Source organism: Hoylesella loescheii DSM 19665 = JCM 12249 = ATCC 15930, from assembly GCF_000378085.1.
GTDB classification, from domain to species: domain Bacteria; phylum Bacteroidota; class Bacteroidia; order Bacteroidales; family Bacteroidaceae; genus Prevotella; species Prevotella loescheii.
In genome coordinates, this window is the sequence record NZ_KB899215.1 from 45,562 (window position 1) to 68,462 (window position 22,901).

A 22,901-nucleotide genomic window follows, 5' to 3' on the forward strand; every position below is an offset into this window, starting at 1 on the left:
TACTAACGATGCGTTTTATTTACGTCTGTTGTCTGTTTAAAGAGTGATGGGTCGTGCGTTTGTCGGTTCGACATGCTCCTCTAAACAAATATAGTTTTTATCCAAACTTCATTTTTGGGCTATTATTTATCGAAATGCAAGGCGTTAGATGAGGCTTTAAAAACAGCTTTCACACCTTATGTCTTGTTACACATAAGCTGTAATCTTGTTCCAGATGACATGTAACCGTGTTCCAGATGATATGTAACCATGTTCCAGTTGATAAGTAACAGGGTTACATCTTATGTGTAACGAGACGATGGATAAAAAAGCAGGTTGCAAGGGGTGTGTAAACGCATTTTTTGTTACCTTTGTATGCAACTCGACAAGCTAGCTTGCGTCTTGCCATAGAATATGGTTGGGGCGCAAAATGTTGTCAAGTTGCTTTTATTTTAAGGTAAGGCGGTGAATTGTTGACCCATAATGATGAGTGGCGATACATTTAAATGTCTTTTATAAACAAACATGGTTATGGTTTGTTGGCTGGTAATGCCATGAGCCGAGACCATCAAACATATTTAATATACTGAGAATGAAATATCTATTGATTTCAGACATACACGGCTGTTTGCCAGCTTTGGAAAACGCATTGCACTTTTATAAGGAGCAAAAATGCGACATGCTCTGCATCCTAGGCGACATTATTAACTATGGCCCACGCAACCAATTGCCCGAAGGACTAGACCCTAAGGGAATTGTGGAAAGACTTAACGCCATGGCCGATGATATTGTGGCCATTCGTGGTAACTGCGATTCGGAGGTCGACCAGATGTTGCTTAACTTCCCCATCATGGCCGATTATCTGCTGCTTGTTGACGGCAACAAGCGATTAATACTCACCCACGGTCATGTTTATAATAAGGAGAAGCGCCCATTGGGTAAGTGTGATGCCATATTTTATGGTCATACGCATCTTTGGGAATTAACTCGCACACCCCAAGGTGTAGTGTGTAATCTGGGTTCGATAACCTTTCCCAAAGGCGGAAACCCGCCAACGTTCGCCACTTACGAAGCTGGCGTGATAAGTGTGTATAAAACTGACGGCACGCTTTTGCAGACAATGAACCTTAACGAAGGATAAATGCGAAAGTTAAGGGATAGAGAGGTGTAGAGCTAAACCGTCATTTCACCTTTTAGGTTGACCAGTTAACAAGTAGACAAGCTAACAATTTGGTAGGCGAAGCTATTTTTTACCTTTTCACCCTTTCACCTTTTCACTTTTAAAATCTCTTATTATGTCGATAGAAAGAATAACGTCGCTCGACCATCCAGGCGTTGAAGTGTATAGTGCGCTAACCGAAACGCAGTTGCGCAATAGACTCCAACCCAATAAGGGCGTGTTCATCGCAGAAAGTCCGAAGGTTATACGTGTGGCACTCGATGCTGGTTACGAGCCGCTGTCAATGCTGTGTGAGGAGCGTCACATCGTGGGAGATGCCGCAGATATCATCGCGAGGTGTGGCGAGATGCCCATATATACGGGTGAACGCACGCTGTTGGCTCAGCTTACAGGCTATACCCTTACGCGTGGCGTGTTGTGTGCCATGCGCAGAAAGCCAATGGGCAATGTGGCCGAGGTATGTGCCCATGCCACGAGAGTGTGTGTGATAGACGGTGTTACAGATACAACCAACATCGGGGCGATATTCCGTTCGGCTGCGGCATTGGGTATCGATGCCGTCGTTTTGGCCAAAAACGCCTGCGATCCACTTAATCGCCGTGCCGTGCGTGTGTCTATGGGCTCGGTGTTTCTTGTGCCGTGGACGTGGGCAGAACAACCTTTGGCTGAACTTTCTACTATGGGATTTCGCACGGCAGCAATGGCACTGACGCATAATTCTATTCCACTTAACGATGCTCAGTTGAAAGCCGAACCGCGTTTGGCTATCGTTATGGGCACAGAGGGTGACGGATTGCCAAGCGAAGTGATTGCGCAGGCCGATTATGTGGTGCGTATCCCCATGGCTCATGGCGTAGATTCGCTCAACGTTGCTGCAGCTTCGGCCGTTGCCTTTTGGGAATTGCGAGTTGACAAGTAAGCAAGTTGAATCAAGTTAAGGCATGTTCTAGAAATTCCCCGCAAAGGTTCATTTGTTGTTCCTTGTATTGCTCTTCACTGTCTTTTTGCTTTTATCTGGCATCTTTCGCTTACTCTTTCAGTCGCATGGGTGCACTATGCTCCTTCAAGAAGTAAGCAAAATCTGCTCAGTTAAAAGCTAAAAATACAGCAAAGGTAATTTTTAGAACCTGCCTTAACAAACAGATCAATAAGCCCGTTGACGAATTAACAGGCACAGCCTCTTGTTTATTTGCTGCCCTGTTAATTCGTCAACTAATTATGTAAAAGCGTACTTTATTTATTCTACCGTCACTTCATCCACGAACAACCAACCGGGTTTGCCCGTATGTGGATGCCATGCAGGCATGCTTTTTTCTGATAACATCTTGATGCGCACATAGCGAGCGTCTTTCGCCATGGGTAAAAGCACATTTTCGGTGTCTATATAGTCGGGCTTGTTCGCTGGCATCGGGTCGGCAGGCAGGTCGTAAATGTCCTCGAAGTTCTTGCCGTCGGTACTCACCCAAACGTATAATCCGCGATGGGGCATAATCCATTGGGCTGCACTTATCAACGTGCGAACACTGATAAGGCGAATGGGTTTCACTTCGCCAAGGTCTACCGTGAGATCGAGATCTTTACCAACGTAGCCCACCCAACGGCCAGAGTTGAAGATAACGCTGCCTTGTAGGCCATTGGTAAGTTCGCGCGGCGATAGGCCAGGGTACTTAGCATCTGGTTCAACATTGTATTTCACCTCGCCCATTGTGGCCTTGCTGATAAGCAAATCTTCGCTGTTTTCGCTGCTGGTAAAGGTGGGATACACGGCGATGGTACGCAACTTGCACGACTTTTGCACTGTAAACGGTTGTGTATAGCGCTGCGATTTTGCCGTGGGTTGTGTTCCGTCGAGGGTATAGTAGATGGTTGCGCCATTGCGAGCGGTGAGCGTTACGTTGAGGCTACCAGGCTTTTCGGCTGGCGACACCGCGATATTGACGTTGAAAAGATGTCGTCCGTAGCGGTATTTGTTCAAATTATAGATGTTGAGCAGTTGCGGCATGCGGTTGGCGAAGTCGTCGAAGTTCTTCTTTTCGGGCATTGTCCATTGCACCTCACTTGCTGCAGCCAATCGTGGCAGCGCCATATACTGCACGTGGGGGAAGTTATCCATGTGCTCTGTCCAAAGATTTGCCTGCACGCCAATGATGTGTTTCGATTCTTCGGCTGTGAGTTTAGGCGATACGGGGTTAAAATCGTAGGTTCTTTCGATAGGTATGAAACCGTTGAAAGCCAGCGGTTCGTGTTCGCGAGCATTGGTTTGGTAATAGTCTAGATAGAGATGCGACACGGGACACATAATGGCGTCGTGGCCTAAGCGTGCCGCCTCGATGCCGCCTTCCATTCCTCGCCATGACAGCACCGTGGCATTGGGGGCTATTCCGCCTTCCAATATCTCGTCCCAACCACCTACTTTGCGTCCGCGAGCGGTGATAAAGTTGGCAATATCACTCATAAAGAAGCTTTGCAGACGTTCTTCTGCCGTGTGTTTGCCGTCGCCAGCCAATCCTTTCTCCTTGATGCGTGCCTGACAACGCGGACATTTTGCCCAGCTAACCTTCGGACATTCGTCGCCACCGATATACACATACTCGGCAGGGAAAATGTCCATCACCTCCGAAAGCACGTCTTTGGCGAACTGTAAAGTACGGTCGTTGCCTGCGCACAGCACCTCTTCGGCAATGCCCCACGTGGTACGAACCTTGTAAGGGCCATCTGTACAGCCCAATTCAGGGTAAGCTGCCAAGGCGGCAACCATGTGTCCGGGCATGTCTATCTCAGGAATGACCATGATATGACGATCTGCTGCGTACTTAACGATGGCTCGTGCCTGTTCTTGGGTATAGAAACCGCCATGCGGTTTGCCGTCGAACTTACTTGCATCGTGGCCAACCATCGTTTCGGGACGCATCGACGACACTTCGGTTAGTCGTGGATACTTCTTTATTTCGATACGCCAACCTTGGTCGTCGGTAAGGTGCATGTGAAAGCGGTTGATGTTGTGCAGGGCCAAGATGTCGATAAACGTCTTCACGTCTTCGAAGGAGAAGAAGTGCCTAGCTACGTCGAGCATCGCGCCGCGATAGCCAAAGCGGGGTTGGTCGGCGATGGTTACGCTCGGAAAACTAAGTCTTTGCGCTCCCGTTTGGGGTATCGCCTTGCGCAAAGTCTGTATGCCGTAGAATGTTCCAGCAGCCGATGCACCATTGATGGTGATACGGTCTTTGGTCACTTCTAGGCGATAGGCTTCCTTATTGTTGTTTTTCAACGTGGCCGAAAGCAGAATGAGGTTGCGACCTTGTGCTGCGGTGGTTAGTGCTGGTCGTATATTGGTAGCCGTAAAGAGATATTGCGCCAGCAGTTCGGCATCTTTTTGCAAGGTGGCGTTGCCTTTTGGGTAGGCTATACGCGTCTGGGCGTTGAGTGCGAAAGCGCCTGCCGATGTGTTGGTAATCTCTTGTGGAAGCGGCACAACACGGTAGTTAGCCGTTGTTTTGGGAGCTTGTGCCTGGGCAAAGGTTGCCGAAAGCAGGCCTAATGCACCGAGGATAATTTGCTTAAAGTACATTTTTCTTATTATATTAATAGGTTTGTATATCAATTTATGGTGTGTACGATTGTCTTTGTGATGGTAAGCAGTGAGGCGAATGCGCTTTTAACATGGCACGCTCGCTTGTTGGACGATTGTGGGGTGGGGGCATCAGTACGTTTTAAGGATACGCTCGTTCATCTCGCGTTCTTTCTTCGAGGGTCGCCTTGTACTTTTATCGAACATCCTAAAAAAGTCGAATTTTACTCCTCTTGGTGCTTTCATTGCCCCTATTCGCGCACTACGCCTAGCAGCCTCTTGCAGGTCGAACCCTGGCTTTGGCGCCTTGCCATATACCACCACCTCGTTAAGCATGGTAGGAAGAAGCAACACCGTGTCGGTGAGTTCGCTCCTATTCATCAGTCGGCGCATGTATCCGTATGAAGCAAACGCGAGCGACTTGAAAGTGGCAGGCAAGATGCATGTGCCCGTATAGTCGGTTTCGATGGTGGCATTGGTGTCAGTAGTCACTCGCACACCCTTCAGTGGGCGGCGTGTTTCTATATCTGCCACCACGCATCGGGTTTGTGACCTGGCTGTTTGCGCCCATACCATGGCCACCCAACATAATGCTGCTGCACATCTTTTCATTTCTCAACATTGTTTCTTCCGAATGCTTTTTGATGCACCGAATAGCTGTTTTTGAACCACAAAGATAGCAAATTGTTATTTATTTAACAAAAAAGAAATCAACTTTTCGTGTCATTCAATGTGATAAAGAGCATTTTGCTGCGTGTGCAACAAGAACCAGAAACTTATTAAAGGTTGAGATTAAGCACACAGACTATATGCTGTCTGCTACTGGGATGTTGCTCAGTGCGGTGTCTTTTTTTATTGCGTGCCTTGATTTTCGTGCTTTACGATTGGAATAAAGCAATTCCTTGTTGGGCAGATTACAGGGTATCCTTTTTATAGTAGCAAATGTGTCGGCTCGTGTAGATAGGAGTTCAGTTGTTCTTTTGAGGCCTGTTCTCATCACCCATGCCTTTAATAGGTAACTCTTTATTGGATATACGTATGGTGTTGGCGTATCTTTGTCGAATGTGTCTTGAGGTTCGGCAAGCCTATTATAGGCATCAATGGCGGCCTTATCTAGTATTGTCAAATCTTCTTGTATGGTTTTTACGAAAACGATATGGTCGTCTAGGTTGAAGTAACTTGTGGGATAGCTACGCGTAAAGCCAAATTCTCCACCGTTGTATAGACCATCAAATGCAGGACCGATAAGAAAATAGGGTTCAATATATGCCAACCAATTTTCTTCGGGTATTTCTGTTGGTGTTAATAAAAATGTTTTATATCGTGGATGCGCCTTGATATAGGCCCTCACTACGGCTTTCAGTTCGGGTTTAAGTTTTGCTGTGTCAATACTGTTAAGTGGTAATTCTGTTCGTTTGTCTGTGCGTTCGGTGCAACCTATTGCAGTAAGTGCAAGACAACCGATAATCCAAAGTGCGATTGTTTTCATGATGTTGAGGTTTTTGTTAATGATGCAAATGTACGAAAAATGCTGATAATAGCGATCGTAATGTGTGTTGTATCGTTGCTTGTTAGCTAAGAATCATCATTGATTTACTGGATGTTTGGCATTTCTATTCTCCTCTTTCCATTTTCAATGGCTTATCATTCCCCCATTTCCTTACATGCAGTTTCATTACAAAATTTAAATATCATGAAAATAATTTAAGGCTTATTGCAAGATGTCAATTAATTTCCTAACTTCGCAAAAGAGAGCGCTGGATGTGTGACATTATGCAATTTTATATTGAAATCGGACTTTTTAGAGGAATAATAAACGACATATTAGGCGCAAGCCAAACGAAGAACCAGCGCAATGCGAAACTGTAAGAAGCTTATTATTTGATTTGTTTTACTGACTAGACACGCCGAAACACGCCTGCTAGAAGGGCGATTTAAGGGTGTTGAAGTGTGGCGTAAATGTGCCAAACACCAATGGAAAACCCGCCAGATGGGGAAAACCAAAGGCGCGCCATTCCATACGCACCGTCGTAAAGACCATCTTTCGGCCGTAAGTGCACGGCCTACGAAAGCCTATTTTCGTTCACATTATTATATAACCTAAAAACAAGCTTCGTATGAGAAAAGTACTATTAGCCTTCGCCGCCACATTGACTGTTGGTGGTTGGGCGCAAGTTTTCAACGTCGCAAGCCTTGTTCCCGTGGCACTTCCGCCAGATGTGGGGAGTAAGGTAGTGGCAATCAGTGGGCAAGGAGATTTTCTTTTGCTCACCGCAGACGACAACAGTGGACTCACTAAACTAGATCTAAGCACGGGTAAAGCCCAAAACATCACGCGAGCAGCAGGTGCGGGATACGACGCACGTGTGTCGCCCGATGGCAAACGCGTGGTTTACAGGGAAAACTCGTTTACCTCTGGGCATCTCCGAATGGTGTCGTTGCGCAGCATCAACTTAGGATCGGGCCAGAGTCGAGAACTTGTAGCCCCTACGCGAAACCTGCAAGGGGTAGGCATAAACAATCAAGCCGCCTTGCCCGTTACGCGTGGACAGGTAACCGCTAAGGGTTTCGAGGGCAAGGTTTCAGACAAAAGTGGCGTGGTGTTGAGTATTAACAACCGACAGCTAATGATTTCGCGCAACGGAAAAACTCGCAACCTCTCGCCCAATGGTAAAGACAAGAGTTATCTTTGGCCATCACTTTCGCCCGACGGAACTAAGATTTTGTATTACGTGGGAGCAGAAGGGGCATTTGTTTGCAACCTCGATGGCAGCAATGTAAAGCCACTTGGCATGATGCGCGCACCCCAATGGTGGGACGATGCTACAGTGGTGGGCATGTACGATCAAGACGATGGCGAGTTTGTTTACGCATCGCGTATCGTGGCAACCAATCTCAAAGGCGACAAACAGTCGCTCACACCCGATTCGCTTATAGCGATGTACCCCAAAGTGTCGGCCCAGGCGGGCAAGATTGCATTCTCAACGCCCGACGGAAAAGCATATATCATCAACGTAACTAAAAGCAAATAGCCATGAAGAAAATATTACTTTTTATAGCAATGGCCTTTGCAGCCCTTGCGCAAGCACAGACAAAAGACGCGAGCAAGTTGCGTATCTACCTCAATCCTGGGCATGGTTGCTACGGACCTAACGACCGTCCGATGCCTACCATACCTTATCCCAACCTGCCAGAAACAGGTAGACCGGGCAAGAAAGGGTTCTACGAGTCGACAACCGTGCTGATGCGAACCCTCCCTATGGTAGATAAATTGGTGAAGATGGGTGTTAAACGAGACAACATCATGCTCTCGCGAACAGGCAATGGACCATATCCCTACGTTACAGGCGACCCTGAAAACGATAAGTTCGACCGCCCTTTGTCGGAGATTTGCGAAGAGGTGGACGCCAACAACATGGACTTCTTTATCTCGGTACACTCTAATGCCGCCACCGATGGGGGAAACACCAACTATCCCCTTATTCTTTATCGTGGCAAAGACGGTAAGGATGGTGACCTGGTACCAGGTAGCCGAGACATGGCTCTTAAAATGTGGGAACCACATTATATGGACGAACTGGACCCGCAAAGCTATTACAGCCGAACCAATGTGAATGTTCGTGGCGACATCTCATTTTATCATAGCTCGTCCGTTCGTCATGGCAAACATGGCGATTACGAAGGCTATTTGGGTGTTTTGAAGCATGGTGTGCCAGGCTTTCTTATCGAAGGCTATTTCCACACCTATCAACCAGCTCGCCATCGCGCTTTAAACCCCGACTATTGCAAGCAAGATGCCATCAGAATGTCGCGCGGATTGGCCGCTATTTTTAATCTCCCAGCCGAAACAACGGGTTATATCATGGGTACGGTGAAAGACCTTCACGAGATTATCGTTAATCCCGTGTTCCGTTATGCACCGCGTACCAACGACCAATGGATGCCCCTGAACGGGGCCACGGTGACGCTCTTTAAGGGCGAAAAGTCCGTGAAAACCTATCAGGTAGACTCACTTTATAATGGTATCTTTGTGTTCGAAGACCTCGAACCAGGCGAATACACCGTGCGAGCCACCCTTAAAGGCTACAAGGAACAAGGCAAATTCACTGCCGAAGCCACGTCTACCGAGTATCAGAATCTCGTGGCACAGAGCATGGAAAAGCTGGTGGTGAAGGCCGATCAAACCACTTACACCAAACTATATCTTGAGGCCGAGGGCTACGAACCTCCTTCTGACACTTACGTTAACTATCCCGATCCTGAGCAACCAGCCTACTTGAGCATGCCCCAAGCACTGAACATGAAGGCAGAAGAGCCCGTTACGCTGCCCATTAAGGGTAAGGTTAAGCGCGCCATCAGTCGTGAAGGCAAGACCGTTATATTAACCGACGACAATGGGACACCACAGCTTTACTTGGTGAACAACGCCACAAGGAAGATTGAAAAACAACTAAGCACTAACGGACTGCCAGCAGCCGAAACCGATAACAAGGGTTTCCACAGCCGTTTGAACGACATCGCCTTTACTGCTGACGGCCAATTGGTGGGCGTAAACAGCGTGGAATGCCAGTTTAACGATGGAGAAGTGGAAACGGACAAAGGTTACAAACGTGGCACGTTGCGCATCTTTAAATGGCAAGACATGGATGCCAACCCCATTGAGTGGCTCTCTACACAAAGCTCAGCCAACTTCCTTAACGCCGATATGGGTAAGACGGTGGCCGTGAGTGGTGCTGCTAAGAGTTGCAAAATAGCTGTTGGCGGAACCAATGCCAACGGTGTTGCCAAGGGGGTGAGAAACTTAATACTCTACGTTGAGAACAATACCATCACCTCTTCGCTCTTTACAGAGAAAACCATCAACGCCAGCAGCAACTTCACCGAGGTGAAATTGGGTAACGATTACAAGTTGTCTGCATCGCCTTTTGCCGACGATCAGTGGATGGTAGATGGCAACGTAACCTCGCCGATGGAGTTTAAGCCCGCAACAACATCTAATGTAGACAGCGAGATACTTGGCCGTTTGTCTGCCGATATATTGGGCAACGAGGGCGAAGTGGCTACTGCATCTGGTGCCGTATTCTTTAAATACGCCAAACATACCCTCTTGGCCACGCCTTATCTTAAAGATGCGAAGGTGGCCGGACTGCGTCTCTTCGACGTGAGTGAAGGTTTGGAAAAGGCTCAATTGATAAAGGCAACTACGCTTGATCTTGCTAAGCCGCTTGAGAAAGTGGGCTTTATGGCCACCACGGCCATGGTGAAGGATGTCGACATCATCCTTACGCTCGTAACAGACAGCGTGCTGACCAACTTCACCACCAAGGGTGTAGACCAGCCCGCAGTGAAAGGTGTGTATGCCTATAACCTGCGTTTGGCACAGGCTGGCGAACGTTACACCTTCTCGTTTGATGCTAATGACGAACCAACAGCCGCTAAATTGGTGTTTACAGACGCTAAGTCGGGTGCGACCGTAGGCGAATTGCCACTCGCTGGCGTAAAGGCTGGCCACAACAGCTTTGAATTTGCCACCGACCAGTTGCCTGGCGGCAAGCAACAAGAGTTGAACTGGGCCGTTAGCCTCACAGGAAATCGCATCGCAAGTATCAACCGCATCAACCCCGAAGCGGCTTCCACAACCTACAATCGTGCTGCGGTGGCCATCGACAAGAGCACCGAAAGCGACTTCTTCGGTCGTATGTATGTGGGCGAAGCCAATAAGAAGAAACTCGATGTGACAGGCATTTACGTGTGCGATGCTAATGGCGTGCGCACCAATGCTGCCCCGTACAAGGGCGGACAAAAGCTGATGGGGAACTATCGAATGAGCGTAGACCCAACAGGCAAACTTTATATTGCCGAGTTTAGCGACGAAAATCCGGGCGTATTTATCGCTAACCCTGCCCAGATGGATGGCACATTCGAGCAGTTCTTCGTTGGTAAGCCTGATGAAGACGGACTAATCACCAACGACGGACAGAATGTTGGCTCGTCGGCTTCAATGGTTTTGGCAACGGGTAGCGGCAGCAATGCCAAGTTATACGTTTGCTTGGAAGACATGAAGGCAGCTATCGGCGTATACAACATCGGACAACCCGATGGATCGGTACTTACCTCGTGGAATAAGGCACCTAGTCAGACGTTTAAGGTTAGCGGACTAATCAATGCCGATGACAACCTAGCAGCTGGTCCTGATGGTGGACTTTGGGTGGTGCAATTCCGTGGAGCGGGCAACAATAGCAAAGGTGTGCCTTCGCTGATGTTCGTAGACAAGGACGGAAAAGTCACCTTCAATTCTGGCAACGCCGATTGGGTAGAGAACCTTAACGGTTCGCGCAGGTCGGGATTTGCCGTTAGCGATGATGGCAAGACCCTCGTAATATGCGATGGCAGTTTGGCATTGCAATTCTTCAACGTTGCATGGAACGGCTCAACGCCCACACTTACCAAGAAATATAGCTACGGAGGCTTTGGCGAAGAAATATACCAAATGGCCTTCGACCCCGCTGGAAACTTGGTATGTGCAGGCAAGCAGATTTACGTTTTGAGTATTCCTAGCGAACGCAATCAGACACTTACGCCTGCCAAACGTGCCTTAACGGTGAAGGGACAGCCCGCTACGGGTATCGAAAAGCCAACCGCAGGCAAGCGCGTGGTAAGTGTGCGCTATTACAACGCAGCAGGTTTGCAGTCGTCACAACCATTCGAAGGTGTGAATATCGTTGTTACCACGTATGCCGATGGTAGCAAGAAGACTGAGAAAATGATGAAGAAATGATGCCCATGGTTGGTGCAGGCACGGCGTATTAACTTCTCGCGGCCTCTTCCAACAAAGGCATAACAACAGATGGGCGAGTTTTGGAATGGCCTTCAATGGCTGTCCAGAACTCGCCTTTTTAAATACGGCTCTCATACCCAGCCTCTCTCCAAGGTGAAACGAGGGGCAATATGCTTCGTTGTTGTGGTGCATGTTGGGCTAGATATGTTAGCAATCTGCTTAACAGGCATTGGTGATAAACTGCCTTCCAATAGTTCAACGCTTACTTTTATTTTTTCCAAGCAGATTTATATTAATTGAACGCGCGCGTATGCGCGCGTGAAGAGCCTCGCCCCGTTAATTCCCTACTTCTCATCTTTTGCTTGATCGTCACCTCCAAGATATGGGATGGCGCTGCACCTATTAAACGTTACGAATGCCATAATCATTCCTTTGCACAGTGGTTTTTAATGAAGCGTGGTGTTCCATGTAAGCTGGAACACTATTCCATATAAGTTGGAACCCTGTTCCATATAAGCCGGAACACGATTCCATATAAGCTGGAACAGCAGTATATGATAGCGTTAACGCACCGTATTGTTTAAAAACGCATTTAAAGGGTATAGATGTGGCGTTGCAGAAGATGGGCTGGCGGTTGGCGTTAAAGATTTATTTGGGATGGGATTAGCGGTTATAGACGAGCGAGAACGAACCTGAATAGTGGGTGCTTGTCGCCGTGTGGGTGGCTTTCAATGTCGTAAACTTGCCTGTTTTCTCTGTTGTTTAGATCTCTTAAGCGTTGGCTTTGTGCTAGAAGACGTTTTGTTTTGTGTTGACACAATGGGAGAAGTGTAGGGCGGCAGTATCTCTTACCGTGGTATGGACTTTGCCGTATTGGGGTACAGCATGTGTGGTATCTTGGGTTCTGGTGACTTCTGGCTAGATGGGGTTACGACTGAACCCCAGTAGTTAAAATAAGAGAAAATCGCGGCGTAACTTTGGAGGGAAACAAACAAATTTCTATCTTTGAAAGGATTAATTATGTTTCAAAAAATGGAAATCTTATGAAAAAGTTTATTTATTTGGCATTTGCTGTTTTGGCGTTGCTTGTTTCGTCTTGCAGTAAAGACGATAATGAGGGTAGCACCTCGTTAGATGGCGACTGGTATATTTACGTGGGAAATAACAATAGCAGTAACAAGGGATATAGGTGGTTTCCCTCCAACCAATGTTCCCAGAAATCGGTATGGCGCATCTCTGGAAACCGAATACATTACGATTGGTATGATGGCAGGGATGGTACTTGCAAGCTTAAGTCCATATATTACGAATACACCGCCAATAATGGCGTGTTTGATATGGTTGTTGCTGCAGACTCGCCTACCGATAGGGGCAAGAGAACCTCCATTAACTATCGCATGATAGGCAAGGAACTAATATTTAGCTGGAAGAACGGCTTATACGGAGACGAGATACAAGTGCTGCATAAAAAGGGAGTTGACTATAGTTATCTAGATCCCCTTGTTGGTTATTGGCAGTTAACTAAGGCAAGCGTGGGCAAAACGGTGGTGCAGGTGAAGCCTGGTGAATGTTTGTCTGGCTCTGTTGTGGCCAGTGTGCTGGGGCTTACCATATATTTGGATTACCCAGAGAACGGCAGGTGCGTTAAGACAACAACGAACTTTACCTGGAAGAATGAAGGGGGGAGATATTCTGGCGTTAGCGATAGTGGAGAACACGTTACGTTCGACATGAATTTCGAAAATAACAACCAACGGTTGATTTACAGAGAGAATACCCAAAATGGGCTGATGACACTATACTTTAATAAAGTTAGGTGAGACGACTGTTGTTGGGCCACGGCCTAGATTGACAAAAGGCGGACCGCACAATGGTATGGGGTTCGCCTTTTAGCTGTTTATAGAAGATGTGCGCCCTGTTCGGACCTTGCATGGGATAAGCGATAAGGGCACGCAGATGGGCTATGGCAGCATTCGTTGCAAGTGGGGAATGTCTTGGTGGCCGTGTTGGCCTGCTGTTTTTAAGGAGAAAGGGTGTTGTGTGCCGTATGGGCAAAGCCGTTCTGCGCCCTGCCACACGTTTAAACCCCAATTGGTGGTTATACCGCTTACCAATTATTTTAGGTTGTTTCCTTTGTTTCCAGTCCATCTTTCGTTTGGTTGTCGGCATCTCGCTTGTTTTATTATCTTGACGTAGTTTGCCATACCTTGAAGGAGACAGATAAGATGCCCTGCAAGACACAAAGCCTGCACAGGTTCTAGCGGCCAATTTAAGGTAAAGGCAACGGCCAATTTGGGATAAAAGCATGTTTGCGTTTGGTGGCGATAGCGGCTCAGCTACGATGTGGGCAAAGGAAAAAGAAAAAGCGGAACGGGCTGATGTCCGTTCCGCTTTGATGCTTTCTAGTCCATTGGGGCGTGCAAGGGGTAGAGGGTTAATCCTTAATCTTGCTTATCCTTAATGGTTTGCATGATTTTGGCTTCTAGCTCTTCGCACAACTCGGGGTTGTCTTTGAGCAAGGCCTTTGTGGCGTCGCGCCCTTGACCCAGCTTTGCGTCGTTGTACGAGAACCACGAACCACTTTTCTTAATGATGTCGTATTCAACGCCAAGGTCGAGAATTTCGCCCACTTTCGATATGCCTTCACCGAAGGTTATTTCGAATTCGGTTTTGCGGAAAGGCGGTGCAACCTTGTTTTTCACCACTTTTACACGCACCTGGTTGCCCACAATGGTATCGCCATCTTTAATGCCCGTAACCTTGCGAATATCCAAACGAACACTGGCATAGAACTTCAATGCGTTACCGCCAGTGGTTGTTTCGGGGTTGCCGAACATCACGCCGATTTTCTCGCGCAACTGGTTGATGAAGATACACGTGGTGTTGGTTTTGCTAATGGTGGACGTTAGCTTGCGCAGGGCTTGGCTCATCAGTCGTGCTTGCAGACCCACGTTGTTGTCGCCCATGTCGCCTTCAATCTCCTTTTTGGGGGTAAGGGCAGCTACGGAGTCGATAACAAGGATGTCGATGGCCGACGAACGGATAAGCTGGTCGGCTATTTCGAGTGCCTGTTCGCCGTTGTCGGGTTGCGAAATCCAAAGGTTGGCCACGTCTACGCCAAGCTTTTCGGCATAGAAACGGTCGAAGGCATGCTCGGCATCGATAAAGGCGGCAATGCCACCAGCCTTTTGCGCTTCGGCAATGGCGTGAATGGCAAGTGTGGTTTTACCCGACGATTCGGGGCCGTATATCTCGATGATGCGGCCGCGTGGATAGCCACCAACGCCCAAGGCCACGTCTAGGCCGATGCTGCCTGTGGGTATCACCTCTACATTCTCTATCTGCTCGTCGCCCATTTTCATTATCGAGCCCTTGCCAAAGTCTTTCTCTATCTTGCTCATCGCCGCTTGAAGGGCCTTGAGCTTGGCCTCATCGGGCGAAAGTTGTTTGCTTTCTTCTTTTGCCATTTGTTGTTGTTTTAGGTATGATGGGAGTGTTTTAAGGACTACAATTCAAGGTCGCCACCGAACTCTTCGTGCCAAGGCAGTCCTTGTATGTTAAGCTGCTCCATGAATGGATCGGGGTCGAACTCTTCTACGTTCCATACACCTGGCTTGCGCCAGAGGCCCTTGAAGAACATCATTGCACCAATCATGGCCGGCACACCCGTGGTATAGCTAACGCCCTGCATGCCCGTTTCTTTGTAGGCTTCTTGGTGTTTGCAGTTGTTGTAAACGTAGTATGTAAGTTCCTTGCCGTCTTTTACGCCACGAATGCGGCAGCCAATGGATGTTTCGCCATCGTAGTTGGCACCCAAGTCTTGTGGGTTGGGCAGCACGGCTTTAAGGAATTGCAAGGGAACGATATTCACTTTGACGCGTTTACCCGAACCATCGGCTAGCGGAGCCTCGTATTCTATCTCGTCGATACGCGACATGCCGAGGTTTTGTATCACGTCGAGATAGGTAAGATATTGTTGTCCGAAGGTCATCCAGAAGCGTGCCTGACGAATGGTGGGATAGTTTTTCACCAAGCTTTCAAGCTCTTCGTGGTGCATCAGGTAGCTTTCGCGCGGACCAATATTGGGGTAAGTGATGGGCTGATGAACGGCCAGCGGTTCGGTTTCGAGCCATTCTCCGTCTTTGTAGTACAAGCCTTTTTGGGTTATCTCACGTATGTTAATCTCTGGATTGAAGTTGGTTGCGAAGGCCTTGTGGTGGTTTCCGGCGTTGCAGTCGACGATGTCGAGATAGTGAATTTCGTCGAAATGGTGCTTGGCTGCGTATGCCGTGTAGATGCCACTTACGCCTGGGTCGAATCCACAGCCTAAGATAGCGGTGAGCCCTGCCTCTTCAAAGCGTTGCTTGTAGGCCCATTGCCACGAGTATTCGAAGTGTGCCTCGTCTTTGGGTTCGTAGTTGGCGGTGTCTAGATAGTTGCAACCGCAGGCCAAACAAGCCTCCATGATGGTGAGATCTTGGTAGGGTAGGGCCAGGTTGATAACCAATTCGGGCTTAAAGTCGTTGAACAGGGCTTTCAGTTGTTCAACGTCGTCGGCGTCTACTTGTGCCGTCTTGATGTCCATATCATAGCCTTTGGCATGTATGGCATCTACTATTTCGTCGCACTTTTCCTTTCGGCGGCTGGCAATCATAAACTCGCCGAAGTACGTTTTGTTTTGTGCGATTTTAAATGCGGCCACGGTAGCAACGCCACCTGCGCCAATCATAAGAACTTTTCCCATATCGTTTTGTTGTTTCTGTTTGCTATGTTTGTGTTGCCGCAAGATGTTGCGGAGATGTTGTTCGGTGCGCACGCCAGTGTGTTTATTGGGCGTTTATCTCGTCGCTCCTTATGCCGAGGGCGTTCATGAGCGAGTAGCCCAATATCTCTTGGCGGAAATTTCCACCGGGAAGGGGCTGCATGGCGAAGACGGTTACGCGCTTGGTATCGTCGTCTAGGCGGTGCATCTGCCGGCGAAGGCCCTCGTATAGTTCGGCGTTTTCGGCGTTTGGCACAACCATCACGCGCTTAACTTCGGGCTGGGCACATACTGTTTGCACCACGTCGAGAAAAAAGTCGGTGGCGTTAACCAAGTCTTCCACGGCGTATGTGCCGATGGCGAACTCGCCCAAGTTGTCTTTGAAGGCCTTGCCGTTTAGTTCGTCGGCGAAGTTGGCAGGCGAAAAGTTCTCCATTTGGGTCTTTGTCTTGCCATGAACCATCACCACTTGCAGGCTGTTTTCGCCGTTGCGCACGCCTCCATCGAGGGCAATGCAGTCGAGCCAGCGTGCTAAGTCGGCCTGTGGAATGCGTCGGCCGATGATGCGTTCGAAGTTAACGATGAGGTTGAATGCCACGTTGTCTACGTAATCGGCATCAACTACGATGACGTTTTCGCTCCAATTGTTATTTACGGCTTGTTTCTCCATTGTTGCAAAGTTAACAAGAACTTGCGTAAAAAAGGCAGGGCGGGGTGATTATTTTTTAGTTTGAGAAGTTAAGGAGTTATGGAGTTAAGGAGTTCTTTTTAGGAGTTAAGGAGTTATGGAGTTAAGGAGTTAAGCCAAATGCCTTGTTGCAGAGTTGCAGTTCTCCTTGTACACTCGTGTGCTTGGCAACTCGTTAACTGATGTTTGGCTAAACTTGGTTGACGAGTTAACAAGTTTAATGTGTACAAGTTGACAATGAGCAGGAAAGGATGCCGTTAATCGTAAGGCATTTGGCTTAACTCCTTAACTCCTAAAGATGAAAAGGTGAAAGAGTGAAAAGGTGAAAAAATGACTAACGCCACCTATACATTTGGCTTAACTCCTTAACTCCTTAACTCCTCAAATTAACTCCTAAATGATCTCCTGCCTCAATAGCATTTTATGCGATACATCAGGCCCAGCTCGAACTTGTTGATGTGGTAATCGGATAGTCCGCAGGCTTGGTTGTAGTCTACTTTCTGACCCATGTAAGCCAAGAAAAGGCGTAGGTTTTGTCCTTTGATGGGGAAGTATTCTAGGCTGGCCACATAGCTGTAATACTTGCGATAGTTTTTTAAAGCCTCGTATTGGGGAATGCTGGTGGTTTCGTAACTGCCCCGAAGTTTGAGGTTGCATCGCGGTGCAAACTGCCAATTGGCCTCGCTAACGAGGGCGTTGTAGTGCACGTTGCCGAAGAATACGTCTTTCTCGTTGTTTACTAGGCTAGTTAATTCGCCCGATGCGATGCGCAAACGGTCTAGTTCGTCAACGGCCCCATAATAGTCAATGTACCATTGCAGTTTAGGCAAGTTGAGCCTTTGACCAAGGCTAAGCATACGCGAATATTTGCCCTTAGCCTGCGTTTGCAGTCCCCATGCCCATCGGGTTTGTAGTCGGTCGTTGAAGAAGTTTCCGTTCCAGTTGGCGATATAGGTGAGGGGTATGTTGCTGGGCGTGAGTTGTTCGCGGTCGGTAGCAAAGTTCGGGCCAGCCATTTTGGCCTCCTTGGCATACTCTTGCTCGAAAGTGCCATTGTGCGAGTCGGTTATTTGTAGGCCAAACTCTTGGGTTGGTGTGGGCTTGAACGTTACTTGCGCACCCGCAACGAAACATTCCATGTGCCCAACGAAGTCGCAGTATTGGTATATAAAGAGCGGATTTTCGTCGTATTCGTAGCCTCCCCATATCTGGCCGATCTTTCCTGCTTGCACTTCCCACTTAGGATTGAAGGTGTAACCCACCATCATCATGTCGGTGGCCTTGGCGAAATTGTCTTCGCCTTGCGGTTCGTAGCCACTGTTGAGGTGCTGTCTGAGGCGATAGAAAAGCTTGTCCGTGACGTGTCCTTTAATCTCCAAGCGTAGCTGTCGGTTGACAAACGCCCCCTTCCACGTGCTGTTATGTTCGGTGGCACGTGCTGCTGCGGCGAAGTTGAGGTAGAGGTTAAAGGCGTCGGTCTTCTTTTCCAGTTTCAGCACCCGTTCGGCAATCGAGGGCGTGTTGTCGTCTTCTCCACCCATACCCGTGTTGTTTCCCTGCGCCCGAGCCGTTAGGGGCAGGCACAGGAACAGGGACATGGCGGCAAGTAGATTGTTTACTTTCATGATGTTTGTTAGTGAGTATTTAAAGTTTATGAGTGTTTGGGTTTGTTAGTTGGTGAACTTGTGGGGTTCGTTAATTGATGCGCTCATGGGGCTTATGCTTTCATTCGGATGCCAGCGAGGATGAACGTGAACACGCTTGCGAGTTGCAAAAGGATGATTGCCGTAGCCATAGTCTGATTGTTTGATGGTTGTGTCGCACCCGTCCATCATTCGTTAGTATATGATGATCGTGCGTACCAATATGCAAATATAGGAAAGTTTGCGCTAGTATGGTGCATAGATGGGATGTTTTTTGAGGATGAGAGGAGAAAAGAGGGTGCTGTTGCTATTGCGGAATGTTTGTGTTTTTGATTGTGTTGTGTGGTTTTTGGGTGAAGATAAAGGGGCTTTTCAGTAGTAGGTGAGGCGTGTAAAGACAGGCAAACATGTAACGCCTCAATAGCTTTTGTGGGCTATTGAGGCGTTTTGTATTTGTTTCTTGCTTTACTTCCTTTAAGTGTATCTCGTATTGAATATCAATGATTTATGTTATTTTGTTACAAAATCTTTCCTCGATTTGAATGGTGTTGATTAGAAAATATCGGTGATTTGTCACATTCTTAACTTACTACAATATAGAATCTTCTGTTGAAATACCATACTCTTTAATAATAGAATCAGAGATACTAATTGCATCCATCTTTTTACAAATTTCCTTTAAAGATTTCACAGGGTAATTACGATAACTGTCCTTGCCCATGGATATGGCTTCCCTTAATAGTTCAATTGATTTAGAGAAATCTTTGTCCACATAATACGTATATTCTGCTTTCATTGTCTTGTAAATAGTATTTTTGTGTATGTCAAAAGAATTATGCATATCATCCATTAGTTGCGTTAGAGTATTTTTGTCTGGATGTGCCGTTCTTACAAGACAACGAAAATATGATTCAATATGGTAACTGTTTGATGGGTTTCTCTCATGACTATGCCTAGCTAAATCTAACGCTTCATCATATCTGCCAAGAAACATGCAAACCATAACCATTTCATGTTCAGCTTTTGAGGAGTAATCATCATATCGTTTTACATTGTTAAGAGCCTCGCCGTAGAACTCTTTTGCCCTCTCATATTGCTTTTGATGTCTATAATAGAAACCTTTTAGAAAGTTGTAAGAATATTGAGAATTTTTGAAATATTCTATTTCACTAAAGAAGCGATTATCCTTATTGCGACATAATGCGCAACACAACCAGTAGTTTATACTTCTAATAATTTCCTCATATGATTTTTTATGGTATCCTTTCTTTATGCGGTCTGCAAGATATATTACATTATCATTATTACCCGCATAATATTCTTCCGTAATGACTTTTAAAATGAAAGATGGTAAAAGGTATCGTTCATCTATTCGTCCTCCCTTAATTCCTTCTTTTAAAATGCTTTTAGCTGCATATAAACGGTAAGATATATCAGTAATATTATCGTCTGTGTCGATAATAATCTGACTTGTAATTTTTTTTATTTTTTTTGAGTATTCAGGGGATAATTTAAATTTAACGCGTCTAATATAATCTGTGATTGCAGAGTTTAAGCAAATATATTGTTTCCCCAATCCAAACGATTCGGTCAATGACAGGTAATGGAATTGTTCTAAGACATCAGCAATATCTTCTCCACAAATCTGACATAAATAATCGTAACTAATGAACTCGAAATTAGATAATAGAATTAAAATCTGAAATGCTCGGGAATCGTCTTTGATCTCCGATAAGACATTTTGATAGTTTTGATCAAACTGACAAATTAATTTGTTAATATCCTTCTTGGCAATAGCGATATTGCTATGCTTTATGGAATTAATAATCAACAAAACTTGTCCAGGATAGCCTGATAATTTGTCTATAAAGAACCTCATGTCAGCATTGGGTATTGACAGATCTCTTAATTTTGAGTATGCATTAAAGAGTAGTTCCATATTACTATTGGTAAGAGGATGTATCTGTAGTGTTACGATGTGAGGGAATATTTGACTTAAATCTGGGCGTGGAGTATATCGAGACGCAATACTACAATGCAAATGATTACAAAGCCTACTATCTTTTACTAAATCAATAAACCATTCAGTAATCCGCCCATTACTTTTCACAATACAATTGTCATCATTGATGACAATACTCTCTTTCACTTCATGTAGCTGATTTAATAAAGATATAGTCGTAGCTAGTGCTCTTTCCTTGTCATTAATATTTAACAACAGAGAATCATAACTAAATTTTCCCAAGATATCATTAAGTTGTATTGCAAACTCAGAGACACTATCAGTATCTGTTAACCTTATATCTATAAGATCTGTACTATCTCCTTTAACAACAACACGCTTAGAAACAAATTCACGTAGTAACCGCTTGCGTCCTATATTATTCAACCCTGAGACTATTAAAGTATTTTTGCTGTTGCCACTATTCTCAAAATATAATTTAGATAATTCTTGCAACTCCTCATCTCTACCAATGAATAAATGACTTTGTTCCTGTAGTGATGGGAATTCTTTCCAAATACTGCGTAGTATCTTTCTTTTCAGTAGAATGGAAAGAATATGTGGGTTAATATATTTATTGATCAGATACTCTTTCTTTATCCATTTTGAGATATCAGGATGGTCTACATCTATAGTTTCATCAATGATTACAGGATAGAAGTTTATGGCATCATCGTCTATTCTTTCTCTAACGTAGGAAATTTCTTGCTTGACCCAATTCGATGCTAAAGCTTCCTTTGAAATCAGATACACAAAGTGATTACACTCATTAATCTTACTACGAATTTCTTCCCAGAGTTTTTCTCCACTTTCAAAAGTATATTTATCAACAACTAAATAATTAGTTCCTATTAGTTTGACCAATTCTTCTACATAAGGTTTTTGTACGCTACTATGTGAAATAAACATCTTGTGGGTCATGATAATGTTTTTTAATGTGTTACAGTTATTTTTTATCTTAATAAATTCGTAATAATAAGGGCTAGGTTGCATAAATTCAGTTGCACTCGACCATTTGTGAACAAGTTCACATGATACTCGTTTACACGAATTTTCATGTCGATGTATTTATCCATTGTCTCGGCTATCTGCATTAGTTGTTCAAGATTTGGCTGGTGCCGATTGCAAACGTAAGAATTCGTATTGGTGTAACTCATGCCAAGTTTTTGGGCGACTTAAGTCTACCTAATCTCATTCTCGGTTAATGCCTCTTTTTTTAGTTATTAAATGTTTTGTGAATGTTATCTAATTGTTTGCAAATATAGTAAATTATATTGTATAGGCAGACATGAAGGAGGATATTTTTTGCGTTAAGGCTGTTCCTCTTCTATTGTTAGGTGGCTTGGTATAGTGCCTTTCTTTTCATCATCATGGAGATGGATTTGAAACTATCTGTTTCATTTTGGAGGTCTACCTATCTCGTTTCCTTCTTAGTTCATCAAGATAGCTGGCTGTTATTACGCCAGAAGGCAGTGCGATTACAGCTATACCAAACAGTGACGAGAGCATACTGACAAATCTTCCTACATCGGTGGCGGGGCACATATCTCCATAGCCAACAGTGGTAAGCGTTACTGTGGCCCAATACAAAGCGTCGAAAAAGGAATGAAATGTTTGCTGACCGGTATATGGATTTATGTGTGGTTCGACATTGAACAATATAAGTGCTGTAACAAAGATGTACAGCAGAGCCAACACTAAAACCGAGGATAGCACTTGACGCTCTTTGTAAAGTATGGACATGAACAGTCTTACCTTACTCGATATGCCAAATATCTTCAGCACCCTTGTCAGCCTTAACAGGCGCACAAATCGGAATAGCTTGAATGCAGGGTTAAGCAGAGTGATGGCAGGTAAGATTGATAGCAGGTCTATGATTGCCATAAGAGAAAACGGATAAGTCAAGAATGCCGACTTGCGATTGTCGTTTCTTATATCGGCTGTGCCCCATCTTAGCAAATAATCGATAATAAAAACAAGTGTTGAGCCAAGTTCTGTATACCAAAACACTTTGTGCGACTTCATAACCATAAGCGGAAGTAGACTTATGAGAATGGTCGAAACCATAAACCAGTCATAAGCGGTGCATATCCAGTTGGAATGCGATTTTCTGTCAATTATGTTTGCTATCTTCTGTCTATTCATATTGCTAAATAGTTTCTTCCGAAGTTATAATGTCGGATACATTTGTTATGTGTTTTCTGTGAACTCCTAATTTAAGGAGTTATCAGGGAAAGTAAAGTTTGAAGGCGCAGCTACCAATTTGTTTCTTTCCAACTGCGTCAGAGTGGAGTATTGTTC

At 45.8% G+C, this 22,901-nt stretch carries 15 protein-coding genes; 5 read left to right on the top strand and 10 right to left on the bottom strand.

What is annotated here, in order from left to right:
- Positions 1-571 precede the first annotated feature (571 nt).
- Positions 572-1,120, top strand: a complete 549-nt coding sequence (yfcE, locus tag F453_RS0107755) for a phosphodiesterase (RefSeq protein ID WP_009235025.1) — start codon at positions 572-574, stop codon at positions 1,118-1,120.
- A 154-nt stretch (positions 1,121-1,274) separates the two neighbouring features.
- On the top strand, positions 1,275-2,078 hold the full coding sequence (locus F453_RS0107760; protein WP_018967507.1) for a TrmH family RNA methyltransferase: 804 nt from the start codon (positions 1,275-1,277) through the stop codon (positions 2,076-2,078).
- A gap of 318 nt (positions 2,079-2,396) precedes the next feature.
- Here the strand turns inward: F453_RS0107760 and F453_RS0107765 are convergent, their stop codons facing one another.
- The 3 genes from F453_RS0107765 to F453_RS0107775 form a co-directional block, all read right to left on the bottom strand.
- Positions 2,397-4,727, bottom strand: coding sequence for a glycoside hydrolase family 20 protein (locus F453_RS0107765; protein WP_018967508.1), 2,331 nt, complete (start codon positions 4,725-4,727; stop codon positions 2,397-2,399).
- Positions 4,728-4,859: 132 nt separating this feature from the next.
- Positions 4,860-5,339: a hypothetical protein gene (locus tag F453_RS0107770; RefSeq protein WP_234398402.1), complete on the bottom strand. Its 480-nt coding sequence runs from the start codon at positions 5,337-5,339 to the stop codon at positions 4,860-4,862.
- A gap of 193 nt (positions 5,340-5,532) precedes the next feature.
- Positions 5,533-6,216 carry a hypothetical protein gene (locus F453_RS0107775; RefSeq protein WP_018967510.1) on the bottom strand — a complete coding sequence of 228 codons (684 nt, stop codon included), beginning with the start codon at positions 6,214-6,216 and terminating at the stop codon, positions 5,533-5,535.
- A gap of 628 nt (positions 6,217-6,844) precedes the next feature.
- Here F453_RS0107775 and F453_RS0107785 point away from each other — a divergent pair.
- The 3 genes from F453_RS0107785 (at position 6,845) to F453_RS0107795 (ending at position 13,325) form a co-directional block, all read left to right on the top strand.
- The gene (locus tag F453_RS0107785) at positions 6,845-7,759 is read left to right on the top strand and encodes a TolB family protein (protein WP_009235030.1); all 915 of its coding nucleotides are present in this window, start codon (positions 6,845-6,847) and stop codon (positions 7,757-7,759) included.
- 2 nt (positions 7,760-7,761) lie between these two features.
- Positions 7,762-11,505, top strand: a complete 3,744-nt coding sequence (locus F453_RS0107790) for a collagen-binding protein (protein WP_025789954.1) — start codon at positions 7,762-7,764, stop codon at positions 11,503-11,505.
- A 1,043-nt stretch (positions 11,506-12,548) separates the two neighbouring features.
- Entirely contained in the window at positions 12,549-13,325 is a 777-nt protein-coding gene (locus F453_RS0107795; protein WP_018967513.1) for a lipocalin family protein, read from the top strand.
- On the opposite strand, the gene F453_RS15670 is transcribed toward F453_RS0107795, so the two are convergent.
- From F453_RS15670 to F453_RS0107830, 7 genes are all read right to left on the bottom strand, one after another.
- The gene (locus F453_RS15670; RefSeq protein ID WP_148295805.1) at positions 13,318-13,674 is read right to left on the bottom strand and encodes a hypothetical protein; all 357 of its coding nucleotides are present in this window, start codon (positions 13,672-13,674) and stop codon (positions 13,318-13,320) included. The genes F453_RS0107795 and F453_RS15670 overlap by 8 nt on opposite strands.
- A 272-nt stretch (positions 13,675-13,946) precedes the next feature.
- Positions 13,947-14,972 carry a recombinase RecA gene (gene recA, locus F453_RS0107800; protein WP_018967514.1) on the bottom strand — a complete coding sequence of 342 codons (1,026 nt, stop codon included), beginning with the start codon at positions 14,970-14,972 and terminating at the stop codon, positions 13,947-13,949.
- A gap of 38 nt (positions 14,973-15,010) precedes the next feature.
- Positions 15,011-16,249 carry a saccharopine dehydrogenase family protein gene (locus F453_RS0107805; RefSeq protein WP_026292509.1) on the bottom strand — a complete coding sequence of 413 codons (1,239 nt, stop codon included), beginning with the start codon at positions 16,247-16,249 and terminating at the stop codon, positions 15,011-15,013.
- A gap of 82 nt (positions 16,250-16,331) precedes the next feature.
- Positions 16,332-16,937 (bottom strand): DUF6621 family protein, encoded by a 606-nt coding sequence (locus tag F453_RS0107810; protein ID WP_018967516.1) that lies wholly within the window; start codon positions 16,935-16,937, stop codon positions 16,332-16,334.
- 428 nt (positions 16,938-17,365) lie between these two features.
- Positions 17,366-18,580 (bottom strand): porin, encoded by a 1,215-nt coding sequence (locus tag F453_RS0107815; protein ID WP_018967517.1) that lies wholly within the window; start codon positions 18,578-18,580, stop codon positions 17,366-17,368.
- A 607-nt stretch (positions 18,581-19,187) separates the two neighbouring features.
- A complete protein-coding gene (locus F453_RS0107825) occupies positions 19,188-21,521 on the bottom strand; it encodes a toll/interleukin-1 receptor domain-containing protein (protein WP_159105088.1) in 2,334 nt (777 codons plus the stop codon).
- A 489-nt stretch (positions 21,522-22,010) separates the two neighbouring features.
- Positions 22,011-22,745 (bottom strand): ion transporter, encoded by a 735-nt coding sequence (locus F453_RS0107830; protein WP_018967520.1) that lies wholly within the window; start codon positions 22,743-22,745, stop codon positions 22,011-22,013.
- Between the last annotated feature and the right edge of the window lie 156 nt (positions 22,746-22,901).